The organism is Nocardioides sp. Root190 (assembly GCF_001428565.1).
In the GTDB taxonomy this organism is placed as follows: Bacteria; Actinomycetota; Actinomycetes; order Propionibacteriales; family Nocardioidaceae; genus Nocardioides.
In genome coordinates this window covers 62,012-74,084 of sequence record NZ_LMIA01000011.1, presented here as the reverse complement: position 1 = coordinate 74,084, position 12,073 = coordinate 62,012, and the positions used below count along the sequence as shown (strand labels likewise).

The 12,073-nt window shown below is 70.5% G+C and carries 8 protein-coding genes; 3 read left to right on the top strand and 5 right to left on the bottom strand.

The features are described from left to right. The first annotated feature begins 44 nt into the window (after nt 1–44). A complete protein-coding gene (locus tag ASE01_RS17545) occupies nt 45–1,673 on the top strand; it encodes a hypothetical protein (protein ID WP_056755219.1) in 1,629 nt (542 codons plus the stop codon). Nucleotides 1,674–1,677: 4 nt separating this feature from the next. Here ASE01_RS17545 and ASE01_RS17540 read toward each other — a convergent pair whose 3' ends face one another. The 4 genes from ASE01_RS17540 to ASE01_RS17525 are packed head-to-tail and all read right to left on the bottom strand — an operon-like array spanning nt 1,678 to nt 10,732. Then, nucleotides 1,678–3,741: a cation:proton antiporter gene (locus ASE01_RS17540; RefSeq protein ID WP_056755216.1), complete on the bottom strand. Its 2,064-nt coding sequence runs from the start codon at nt 3,739–3,741 to the stop codon at nt 1,678–1,680. Between the two features lie 57 nt (nt 3,742–3,798). Continuing rightward, complete coding sequence (locus ASE01_RS17535; protein ID WP_200958893.1) at nt 3,799–4,866, bottom strand: ABC transporter permease; 1,068 nt, start codon at nt 4,864–4,866, stop codon at nt 3,799–3,801. Nucleotides 4,867–4,874: 8 nt separating this feature from the next. Next, nucleotides 4,875–5,774 (bottom strand): ABC transporter ATP-binding protein, encoded by a 900-nt coding sequence (locus tag ASE01_RS17530; protein ID WP_056755210.1) that lies wholly within the window; start codon nt 5,772–5,774, stop codon nt 4,875–4,877. Between the two features lie 50 nt (nt 5,775–5,824). Continuing rightward, nucleotides 5,825–10,732 (bottom strand): NAD-glutamate dehydrogenase, encoded by a 4,908-nt coding sequence (locus ASE01_RS17525; RefSeq protein WP_235536083.1) that lies wholly within the window; start codon nt 10,730–10,732, stop codon nt 5,825–5,827. Between the two features lie 125 nt (nt 10,733–10,857). Between ASE01_RS17525 and ASE01_RS17520 the strand changes: the two genes are divergently transcribed. Further along, entirely contained in the window at nt 10,858–11,340 is a 483-nt protein-coding gene (locus ASE01_RS17520) for a DUF2505 domain-containing protein (protein WP_056755203.1), read from the top strand. A 1-nt stretch (nt 11,341) separates the two neighbouring features. After that, on the top strand, nt 11,342–11,830 hold the full coding sequence (locus ASE01_RS17515) for a DUF2505 domain-containing protein (protein ID WP_082606180.1): 489 nt from the start codon (nt 11,342–11,344) through the stop codon (nt 11,828–11,830). 31 nt (nt 11,831–11,861) lie between these two features. On the opposite strand, the gene ASE01_RS17510 is transcribed toward ASE01_RS17515, so the two are convergent. Beyond that, nucleotides 11,862–12,044: a hypothetical protein gene (locus tag ASE01_RS17510; protein ID WP_056755198.1), complete on the bottom strand. Its 183-nt coding sequence runs from the start codon at nt 12,042–12,044 to the stop codon at nt 11,862–11,864. Between the last annotated feature and the right edge of the window lie 29 nt (nt 12,045–12,073).

The following is a 12,073-nucleotide window of genomic DNA, read 5'->3' as shown; positions in this document are numbered from 1 at the left end:
CCCGACGGCTCAGTCGCCGCCCGCGGCCGCCGATCTCCACGCCCGTGACCTCTCCTGACCGCTACGCCTGGCTCACCGGCCTCCTGCCCGTCACCGGGTGCGTGACGGTGGTGGGGGGCGTCGCGCCACCCGAGCTCGCCCGCCTGTTCGGGGCGGACCCGGATCAGCCGGTGGCCGAGGAGGACCTCGACCTTGACGTCGCGGCCTTCAACGCCGTGACGGGCGGTGCGATCGCCGTCGAACCCAACGGCTACGAGGGCACCCGGTCCGAGGTGCTGCTCCCGGCCTCGCTCGTGGCGACCGGCGAGCGGGTGGCGAGCGTCTACTGGAACGAGAACGTCGGCGTGAGCTTCACCTGCGCCGAGGCCGGCCGCGAGGTCGCGTCGGTCGAGCTGCCGCCGTACGACGAGGACGACCTGGCCGACCTCCCCGAGGATCTGCGGGCCCTGGCGCGTCCCCACCTCGACTCCGACGAGGTGGACCCGGTGGCGCTGGGCGCGGCCATGGTCGAGGCGTACACCGGTCTCGGGTTCGGTGAGCACGACCTCGACCTTGCCGTCCTCGTGCAGATCAACCCGCTCCCCGATGTCGTCGGTGCCGACACGACCGGGACGACCCGGCTGGCGCGGGAGTACCCCCGACTGGTCGAGGAGATCGAGCGGTGGAGCCCCGTGCGGCAGCGGGCGCTGGTGGCCTGGGTGCTCCGCCGCAGCCTCGCCACCGCCGGGGTCCTCGAGGACCCGGACTTCTCGGCGGTGCTCGACTGCATCGGTGTCCTGGCCCCGGATCCGCTCCCCGAGCGTTCGAGGTCCCGCTTCGCCGCCATCGATCGCGCCGTCAGCGCGGAGTCGTCGAAGGACCGGCCGCACGACTGGTCAGGCAGCGAGGGCACCTCGGACCCGGAGTGGGAGGACATCGTCGCCCGGTTGCAGGCGATGGAGCCCGAGGAGGGCCTTGCCGACCTCGGCGACGACGTCCTGGGGTCGGACGACGACACGTTCTCGGAGGGCCGCTTCCGGGCCGGCAACCTGCTGCAGTGGGCCGCAGGCGTCGCCCGGGCCGCCCTGCACCCCGATCCGGCCACGTCGGCCTGGCGCTCCCTGCACGCCGCGATGATGACCATGCAGGCAGCAGGCCGCGTCCACGGCGGCCCGCACCACGCGAGCTTCACCGCCGATCTCCTGGAGCAGTTCCTGCCCGACTCCCCCGCCGCGATCCTCACCCCCAAGCCCGACCCGGTCGACGCCGCGGCCGACCTGCCCACACACCTCCAGCGCGAGCTGGTCGAGTGGGCCGCGCGCTTCTACGCCGAGGTCGCGGGCGTCGCGGAGGACGCCGACTTCGCCGCTGTGCTCTCGCAGTTCGGCTCGGGGCGCCGACCGCACCTGCCGCCGGGCACGGTCGCGCGGTTCTCGCGGATCCACGAGGAGCTGCGCACGGCGTACGAACAGGCGGATCACCGCGGCCGGTCGACCGCGGCGTTCGACGACGTCGCCCTGCTGGCCGAGGTCGCCGAGGTGGTCGAACGCGCCTGCGAGGGAGACATGGCGCGCTCCGCCGCCTTCGTCGTCGGCAGCGCCGAGATGACCCTGTCCCAGATCGAGATCGCCACCGGGCAGGACCGCACCGAGGAGTTCTGGGGCGGGCTCCAGCGCTTCGGCATCGTGCGCTGAGCGCTCAGGCGGGGGTCGACACCTCGCCGAGGGCGACAACCGCGAAGTCGGTGGGCGCGGCGTCGAGCTCGGCACGCACGCTGATCCCGGCACCGCCCACGGGGAAGCCCGAGATCTCGAGGGGTACGGCGGCCAGCGGGCCCGTCTCCTCAGCAGTCTCGACCACGGCGATCCCCCGCGCAGCCAGGGCCGTGCGGGCGCTGGCGATCCGGCGTCCCTCGCCCCGCAGCTCGATCGTCGTTCCCCGCACCACGGCGAGCCGGGCACCGAGCACCGCGGCCGCGTCACCGTCGACGTCGGCGCTGCCGTGCACCACGACCGGCGCATCCGCGTCGGGGACCGGAGTGCCGGCCGAGGCGACGATGACCGGCGACTCGTTGGCGGCCACGACGGCGTCCAGCGCCGGATCGCCGGACCAGGCGACGAGACCCTGCGGTGCGAGCACTCCGACGAGCTCCACGAGGTCCTGCTGCACGTCGGCACTCGGGTGCGCGATGACCCGGACCGGGATGCCCAGGGCCTCGCCGTGGTGGACCAGGACCTGCTGCCGCTCCATGGCGGCGGCCATCTCGGCGAGGTCGAGGGACATGCCGCTGCCGACCTCGAGCGGGCGACCCTGGGGTGTCAGGTCGGTGATGACGATCTCCGCGGGCGAGGCTCCGGCGAGCGCCGCCCGGGCGAGATCGACGAGCAGGCGGTTGTCCTGTCCGTCCTGGGCCAGGACGAGGATCCGGTCGACGGCCTCCTCGCCGAGGGCGGCACGCTCCGCCTCGGCGATGTCGCGCGCCACCCGGCGCTGGGGGTAGGTGAAGCCCAGCAGCGGGCCGGTCATCACCGTGGTGACCAGCGCCATGATCACCATCAGGGTGAACAGCTCCTTGCTGAGCAGGCCCTTCTCGAGACCGACGTTGAGGATGATCAGCTCGGTCAGGCCGCGGGTGTTCATCAGCAGGCCGAGCGAGCTCGCCTGCCAGTGCGGCACCTTCTGCAACCGGGCGCCGACGTACGCGCCGACGTACTTGCCGACGATGGCGACCGAGAGGATCGCCAGGAGCGGGATGATGTGCTCGCTCCCGAGGCCCTGGATGTCGACCTTGAGACCGGAGATCAGGAAGAACACCGGCAGCAGCAGGAGCACCGAGATCTGCTCGAGCCGGACGAGGATCTCGTGGCGGAGCGCTGCGGCCTGCTCGTGCGGGATGATCGCGCCGAAGAGGAAGGCTCCGAAGATGTAGTGGATCCCGAGGACCTCGGTGGTCGCTGCGAACAGGAGCATGCCGACCAGGACGACCGAGAGGATCGCCGGTGTCAGCTCGCCGGCCTTGTGATAGGCCCGGGTGAGGCCGGTCAGGGCCGGACGCACCACGAAGATCGCGATCAGCACGAACGGGATCGCGAGGTAGATCGCCCAGCTCGGCAGGTGGCCGTGTCCCCCGTCGACACCGGCGATCGCCAGCACGACGGCGAGCAGGGTCCACGCGATGATGTCGTCGGTCGCAGCGCAGGCGAGGGCGAGCCCACCCGTCTCGGTGCGATGCATCCGCCGGTCGGTGAGGATGCGCGCCAGCACCGGGAAGGCCGTGATGGACATCGCCGCGCCCATGAACAGCGCAAAGGGCCAGAAGTCGGCTCCCTCGGGCTTGAGGGCCTCCGTCGCATCGCTGGTGACGAAGAGGTGGGCCAGGCCGATGCCGAGGGTGAACGGCAGGATGATCGAGCAGATCGACACCGATCCGGCGACCTTCTCCCGGCCCTTGATCAGCTTGATGTCCAGCTCGAGGCCGACGACGAACATGAAGAGCACCAGGCCGACGCGGGCCAGGACGTCGAGGAAGCCCCGCTGGTCGGTCGGGAACAGCTCGCCGCTGAGCTCGGTGCCCAGGAGGCTGGGGCCGAGCAGCACGCCGGCGGCGATCTCTCCCACCACCGGCGGGATGCCGATCTTGGCGACCGCCGCGCCGGCCAGGCGGGCGACGACGATGATCAGCGCCAGGAGCGCCAGGATGACCGCGATGTCGAGCACGGGGCCCGACGTGGCGCTCGCCAGCATCAGGTGGACGTCAAGCAAGGGATCCTCCTCGGACGGGGTGTGCCCGAGCAGCCTAGGGCGTGTCCACCCATCAGGTCAGGTCGTCTCCCAGCGGAACAGGCGTGCGGCGAGCAGCGTGACGACCACCGCGAAGCCGCCGAGGATCAGCAGGGGTACGACGGCGGACCCGGGGCCCTGCCCCCGGACCATCACGTCGAGCATGCCCTCGTTGAGGTGCTTGAGCGGCAACAGGTCGGACACCCGTTGCAGCCAGGCCGGCGAGCCGTCCAGCGGGAAGAAGGACCCGCTGAGGAAAGCCATCGGCAGGACCAGGAAGTTCGCCAGGTTGACCGCACCCTCCACGGTCTTCGTCACCGCCCCGGCGAGCAGCCCCATGGCCATGAAGCTGAGGGTGCCCATCACGACGAGCGGCAGGGCCATCCACCAGGACCCGGTGAGCTGCAGGTCGAACGCGACGGCGGCCAGTCCGACGAAGATCGTGAACTGCACGAGCGAGATGGCGAGGGTGACGGCGATCCGTGCGCCGACGACGGTCGGGGTGCCGACCGGCGCGAGCTGCAGGCGCCGCAGCAGCTTGGACTGGCGCCATCCCTGGATGGTCGCCGCGGCGCCGAAGGCGGCGCTCATGGCGACGGCCCAGCCGAGGAGGCCGGGCGTGACGAACTGGATGGTGGTCAACGAGTCGTCCTCGACCCGCTCCGTCTCCAGCGCGAACTTCGGCGGCTCGCCGCTCAGGGCGACGTTGGACCCGTCCACGAAGGCGCGCAGCGTGCCCTGCGTGATGGCCGCCTTGACCTGCTCCGTCTGCGTGTAGTGCGCCACCAGCGTGTCGCCGCGCTGCTCCAGCGCCACGTCGGCGTCGCCCTTGCGGACGTCCTCCAACGCTGTTGCCAGATCATCGGTCGTCGTCACCTCGAAGGTGTCCTCGAAGGCCGAGCGCTGCGCATCCGGGAGGTCCTGGACGAACGGGACGGAGCCGACCTGGACCAGGTCCACCTTGGACTGGTCCTGGTCGGCGAAGAGTCCGCCGAACAGGACCAGGAACATCAAGGGGAAGATCACGGCGAAGAAGACCGAGGCCTTGTCCCTGAGGAATCCCCGCAGGATCGCCACGGACAGTGCCCGGAACGGTGAGCTGCTCACGGGGCGGGTCATGCGCGGTACTCCCGTCCGGTGAGGGCCAGGAAGACGTCCTCGAGCGTGCCGGTCTTCACCGAGACCCCGTCGAGCTGTTCCCCCGCCGCGAGAGCGGTGATGACCCCGCCGGGATCCCTGGTCACCAGGACGACGCCCTCGACGCGTTCCTCGGTCTCGATCACCCCCGGCACGGCGGCGGCCTGCTCGACGGTGATCACTCCGGGAGCGACCGTGATCCGGGCGGGTGCATCGAGTCCGCGCACCAGAGCCGCGGGGGTGTCGTACTGCAGGATCCGACCGCGGTCCATCACGGCGACCCGGTCGCACAGGATCTCGGCCTCGTCCATGTAGTGGGTCGTGAGCACCACGGTGCGGCCGCTGTCGTTGATGGAGGACAACAGGTCCCACAGGTTGCGCCGTGCCTGCGGATCGAGTGCCGCCGTGGGCTCGTCGAGGAACACCAGCTCCGGGTCGTGCACCAGCGCGCAGGCGATCGAGAGCCGCTGGGCCTGACCGCCGGAGAGGTCCTCGACCCGGGTGTCGGCCTTGTCCGAGAGCCCGACCCGCTCGAGCCACTCGTCGGCGGGACCGGTGCCGACGGAGTACAGGCTCGCGAAGGTGCGGATCTGCTCGCGAGCGGTGAGCCGCTCGAAGAACGACGAGGCCTGGAGCTGGACGCCGATGCGCGACTGCAGGCCCGAGTTGCGCGGCCACACCGACTCGCCGAAGACCCGCACCTCACCTCCGTCAGGACGGCGCAGGCCCTCGATCATCTCGAGCAGGGTCGTCTTGCCAGCCCCGTTGGGCCCCAGCACACCGACGAACTCCCCCTCCCCGATCTCGAGGGAGACTCCGTCGACGGCCGTCAGCTCGGCGTACCGCTTGGTCAGGTTCGACAACTCAATGGCAGGCATCGAGGTCGACCCTAACCCCTGTTGGTGAACCCTTGGTGGACCGTCGTGGCTCAGGCGAGGAGCCCACGCACCACGCGAAGGCCGACCGAGACCTTGGCGATGTCGGTGGGCTCGTCGGTGCACACCGCGGTGAGCGCACCCACCGCCTGCTCGACCACGCCACCCGCCGCGGCCTCCCACACCGCGACCCGTCGCGCGGCCAGCTCCCGGGCGTCCTCGTCCGGCTCGGCCGCCAGTTCCGCGGTCGTCGCGAGGACCTGGCCGGTCAGCTGGACGTGCACGGCGTGCAGGTCGTCGCGCAGCGCGGCCCGCGCCATGGTCTGCCACTGGTCGGCACGCGGCAGGTCGACGATGCGCTGCTGCAGCGAGGAGACCAGGAGGCGCTCCCCCAGGGCGAAGTGCACCCGGGCGACCTCGGCCGGCTCCAGCTCCTCGCGCTCGGCGATCTCGACGACCCCCAGCAGCGAGTACGCGACGTCGTACGACGCCACGCGTGCCGCGAGCTCCGCGGGCACCTCCTGCGACTCGAGCGCCTTGCGACGGGCTTCGTAGGAGGCCAGCTCCGCTCCGGTCAGCAGCGTCGGCAGCTCGAGCATCGTCTCCTGCACCGAGGTGGCGAAGAGCTCGACGTTGCCCTGGCTGTCCAGGGGCGGACGCCGGTTGGTGACCAGCCAGCGTGACGCACGCTCGACCAGGGTGCGCATCTCGACCCGCATCCGGGTCTGCACGGCCGCGTCGAGGACGTTGTCGTACTCCTCGAGCTCGCGGCGCAGGTCGAGCGAGGCGAAGATCTCGCGGGCCACGAAGTTGGCCCGGGTGAGCTCGGCAGCGCTCGCCCCGGTCTCGGCCACCAGCCGCGGCCAGTAGGTCATCCCTGCTCCGTTGACCAGGTCGTTGACCACCTGCGTCACGATGATCTGGCGGCGCAGCGGGTGAGCACCGATCTGGGCCTGGAAGCCGGTCTGCACCGGCACCGGGAAGTAGGACTCCAGGTCCTGGACCAGGTAGCCGTCCTCGGGGAGGTCGGAGGCGAGCAGCTCGTCGGCCAGCACGATCTTCGTGTAGGCCATCAACACGGCGAGCTCCGGCTGGGTCAGTGCCCCGCCTGCCTCCAGGCGCCGCTTGACCTCGCGGGTGGGCGGCAACGCCTCGATCTCGCGGTCGAGCAGACCCTTGGTCTCGAGATGGTGCATCCACTGCTCGTGGACGTGCAGCAGCGACGGTGCGTTCTTCGCGGCATTGGCGAGCGCGAGGTTCTGCTCGTAGTTGTCGCGCAGCACCAGCTCGGCGACCTCGTCGGTCATCGAGGCGAGCAGCTCGTTGCGCTGCTTGCCGGTCAGGTCACCGTCGAGCACGACCCGGTCCAGCAGCACCTTCAGGTTCACCTCGTGGTCAGAGGTGTCCACCCCGGCGGAGTTGTCGATGAAGTCGGTGTTGATCCGGCCACCGTCGATGGCGTACTCGATGCGTCCGCGCTGGGTGCAGCCGAGGTTGCCCCCTTCCCCCACGCACCGCACCCGGAGCTGGCCGCCGTCGACGCGGATGGCGTCGTTGGCCTTGTCGCCGGCATCGGCGTGGGTCTCGGTCGAGGCCTTGACGTAGGTGCCGATGCCGCCGTTCCAGAGCAGGTCGACGGGTGCGAGCAGGATCGCCTTCATGAGCTCTGCGGGCGTCATCCGCTCGACGTGGCCCGCGATGCCCAGCGAGGCGCGGATGTGGTGGTTGATCGGGATCGACTTCGCACTGCGGGCGAACACCCCGCCGCCCTCGGAGATCAGCGACGTGTCGTAGTCCTGCCAGCTGGAACGCGGGAGGTCGAAGAGCCGGCGGCGCTCGGCGTACGACGTCGCGGAGTCCGGCTCGGGGTCGATGAAGATGTCGCGGTGGTCGAACGCGGCCACCAGCCGGATGTGCTCCGAGCAGAGCATGCCGTTGCCGAACACGTCGCCGGACATGTCGCCCACGCCGACGACGGAGATGTCCTCGTTCTGGCAGTCGATACCCATCTCGCGGAAGTGGCGGCGTACCGACACCCAGGCGCCCCTGGCGGTGATCCCCATCGCCTTGTGGTCGTAGCCGACCGAGCCACCGCTGGCGAACGCGTCGCCGAGCCAGAAGCCGTAGTCGGCGGCGACACCGTTGGCGATGTCGGAGAAGGTCGCGGTGCCCTTGTCGGCAGCGACGACGAGGTAGGAGTCGTCGGCGTCGTGACGGACCACTAGTCGCGGCGGCACCGTCTCCCCCGCCACCAGGTTGTCGGTGACGTCGAGGAGTCCGCGGATGAAGGTGCGGTAGCAGCCCACCCCCTCGGCGAGCCACGCCTCACGGTCCGAGGAGTCCGGGAGCTGCTTGGCGTAGAAACCGCCCTTCGCCCCGACCGGGACGATCACGGTGTTCTTCACCATCTGCGCCTTGACCAGTCCGAGGACCTCGGTGCGGAAGTCGTCGCGCCGGTCCGACCAGCGCAGGCCGCCGCGGGCCACCGCACCGAAGCGCAGGTGCACCCCCTCGACGCGCGGCGAGTAGACGAAGATCTCGAAGCGCGGCCGGGGCTCGGGAAGGTCCGGGATCGCGGAGGGCTCGAGCTTGAGCGAGAGGTACCTCTTCGCCGCGCCGTCCTCGTCCTGGAAGTAGTTGGTGCGCAGCGTCGCCAGCACGTGGGTCAGGTAGGACCTGAGGATCCGGTCGTGGTCGAGGCTGACGACGTCGTCGAGGGCACTGCGGATCTTCGCGACCAGCCCCTCCTCGCGCTCTGCGCGGCCGGCGTCGGCACCCGGGTCGAAACGGGTCTCGAAGAGCAGCACGACCAGGCGGGCCAGGCCGACGTTGTCGACCAGGGCCTGCTCGATCGAGTCGAGCGCGAACGGGCTGTTGCCCTGGCGCATGTACTTCGCGTAGGCACGCAGCACCATCGACTGCCGCCAGGTGAGCTGCGCGCGCAGCACCAGCCGGTTGAACCCGTCGGTCTCGGTGTAGCCGTCCCACATGGCGCGCAACGCATCGGCGAACAGCTCGCGCGCGTGGTCGGGCAGCGCACCGTCGTAGCGCAACCCGAAGTCGTAGACGTGCGTACGACGGTCCAGGCCGGCGAGGGAGTACGGGCGCTCGTCGACGACCTCCACCCCCATCGAGGACAGCATCGGGAGCACGCCGCTCAGGGAGAGCGGCTCACCCACCCGGAACACCTTCAGCCGGGCCTCGCCGTCAGCGGCGTCCAGGTCGGCGTACAGGGACTGGTCGATGCCGCTGTCGCCGGTGATCCCCTCGATCCGGCCGAGGTCCACGGCGGCCGTCCGGGCGCTGAAGTCCTCCTTGTACGCCTCGGGGAAGGCCTCGACGTAGCGGCGACCGAGCAGGGCGCCGACCTCCTCGCCGTACTCCGCGATGACGGCCTGGAGGAAGTCCTCCTGCCAGGAGCGCGACGCCTCGATGAGACGGCGCTCGAGGTCGGCGGTGTCGACGTCGTCCGGGATGAGCTGGCCCTTGGGCATGTGCACGACGAAGTGCACCCGGGCGGTGGTGGACTCGTTGATGCTGACGTTGAACTCGACGTCGTCGGGAGAGATGCTCCCCTTGCCGATCTGCTCGGCGAGGATCCGCACGAACTTCTGCCGGACCCCCGTGTTGTAGCGGTCCCGGGGCAGGTAGAGCAGGACCGAGAGGTAACGGGCGTAGGTGTCGCGGCGCATGAACAGGCGGACCGCCCGGCGCTCGCGCGCCTGCATCGCTGCCTCCACGATCGGTGCCAGCTCGTCGACAGGCGTGTGGAAGAGCTCGTCGCGTGGATACGTCTCGAGCGTGTCGAGCAGCGCCGCCCCGTCGTGGCTGCGGGCGTCGTGGCCACCGCGGCGCAGCACCTCGGCGACCTTCTCGCGCAGCAACGGGATCTGCAGCAGCGACTCGGTGTAGGCGGCGCTCGACAGCAGACCGAGGAAGCGCCGCTCCCCGACGACCTCTCCGTCCTCGCCGAACGTCTTCACGCTGACGTAGTCGAGATAGGCCGGACGGTGGACGGTCGAACGGGAGTTGGCCTTGGCGAGGACCAGGAGGGTCTTCTCACGTGCCTTGGCCTTGACCGCGTCGGGCAGTCGGCTGAAGGCGATCGAGGTCGTGCCCTCCTCGGCACGCTCACGCAGGATGCCCAGGCCGCTGCCGGCGACCGGACGCAGCACGTCCTCCTCGGCGTCGGAGTCGGGCAGCGCGTGCTTCTCGAGGACGTACTCGCGGTAGCCCAGGAAGGTGAAGTGCTCGTCGGCGAGCCATTCCAGGAGGGCGCCGGCGCGGCGTACCTCCTCGGCGTCGAGGGGCGGCGGGTCGGACTCGAGGCCGGCGACCACGTCGGCGACCTGGACCTGCATCTGCGGCCAGTCCTCCACCGCGGCCCGCACGTCGGCCAAGACCCGGCGGCACTCGGCGGCGACGCGGTCGGGGTCGTCGTCGCCCTCGCCGCCCAGGCGACCGATCTCGATGTGCATCCACGACTCGCGCACCACACCGTCGGTGTCGGTCACCGAACCCGGTGCGGCCGGCTCCACGGACTGCAGGCGGCCCCGGTCGTCACGGCGGACCTCGAAGGTCGGGTGGATGACGGTGCGCACGTCGTGGACCAGGCGCCCCAGCTCCATCGTCAGCGAGTCGACGAGGAACGGCATGTCGTCGACGACCACCTCGACGACGGAGTGACCCGCCGCCGACCAGCCGTGCTCGGCGACCGTGGGGGTGAAGACGCGGACCTTGGCCGTCCCCGGAGCGCGGTCCAGCGCGAGGTGGTGGTGCGAGGCGAAGGCGCCGTAGAGGTCGACGTCGCTGCGGGCCTCGAGCTCCTCGGTCGCGACGTGGCGGTAGTAGGCAGGGAGCATCGCGGGGAGCGCCTCACGTGGCGGACCACCGGATCCCTTCGCGGGTCGGGCCGCAGCCGCGGCCTGCTCGAAGATGCGGTCGCGGTCAGCCCCAGGCACCGAGGGCGGCAATGTCGTCATTGACACGCCCTCAACGTAGGCCCGTCCGGGTGACCTGGACAACATCAGCCGGTTACCCGCCGGTCAACCTCGGACATCGGGACGGGTGCGCCATGATGTCGCCCATGAAGTTCCGACGTGAGCTCGCCTACGAGGCGGGGCCCGACGAGGTGTTCGCGATGCTGGCCGATCCTGCCTTCCGGGAGAAGGTCGGGGCCGCCCAGCAGGTCGTGTCGATCGAGGTGACGATCACCCCGCGGGGTGAGGGCTTCGCCCTCGTGAGCGACCAGCTCCAGAACACGGCGGGCCTCCCGGCGATCGCCAAGAAGATCGCCGGCGACAGCACCCAGGCGATCGTGCGCGAGGACTGGGCCGGGCCGCGGTCCGGGACGATCGAGATCACGGCCCCGGGCAAGCCCACCAGGGCCGTCGGCACGATCCGCCTGCAGGCCGCCGGGGCGGGCACGACGTACGTCCAGGAGCTCGACGTGACCGTGAAGGTGCCGCTCGTCGGCGGCAAGCTGGAGAAGGTCATGGCTGACAACATCGACAACGGCCTGTCCGTGGAGCACTCCACGGGCATCGCCTGGCTGAAGGGAGAGCGCTGAGATGGCAACGCGACTTGTGCACGAGATGGTCTACGAGGCCCCGCTGGACGAGGTGGCAGCGATGCTGGCCGCCCCGGAGTTCCGGGAGGAGGTCTGCCGCAACCAGCGTGCGACCCGCCACGCCGTGGAGATCACGGGCGCCGTGGGCGACCTGGAGGTCCGCGTCGAGATGGACCAGCCCACCGACCGGGTGCCGTCCTTCGCCAAGAAGATCGTCGGGAGCTCGACCACGATCGTGCAGACCGAGACCTGGCGGAGCGCCTCCCAGGGAGACATCCACGTCACCATCCCCGGCAAGCCCGGCGAGATGAAGGGCACCGCGGTCCTCGTCGAGAAGGACGGGATCACGACCGAGACCGTCACTCTCGACGTCAGCGTCAAGATCCCGCTGGTCTCCGGCAAGATCGAGGAGCTGCTCGCCAAGCTGCTGGGCAGTGCCATGCGGGCCGAGGAGCGCACCGGCAAGGCCTGGCTCGCACGCCAGGGGTGAGGCCCACCCGGACGGCATCACCCACACCTGACTAGGGCGCGTCTCCCGAGGAGTCGTGTTCCGCCTGGTGCTCGGCGAGTCGACGCTCGTCGGCGACCTCGGCGCGTCGACGAATCGCGATCACGATGCCGAGCACCACGAACGGGCCGAAGGCCAGGACGATCGTGGCGATCTGCTCCACGGGGTGCAGGGCGCCGAGGTGCTGCGGAATCACGGTGTCATCGTCGCATTTCCGCAGGTCCG

Bases quoted from the DNA above. Each gene is read 5' to 3' on its own strand.
- ASE01_RS17520 (WP_056755203.1), top strand. From the start codon at position 10,858: ATGAAGTTCCGACGTGAGCTCGCCTACGAGGCGGGGCCCGACGAGGTG.
- ASE01_RS17515 (WP_082606180.1), top strand. From the start codon at position 11,342: ATGGCAACGCGACTTGTGCACGAGATGGTCTACGAGGCCCCGCTGGAC.
- ASE01_RS17530 (WP_056755210.1), bottom strand. From the start codon at position 5,774: ATGCCTGCCATTGAGTTGTCGAACCTGACCAAGCGGTACGCCGAGCTG.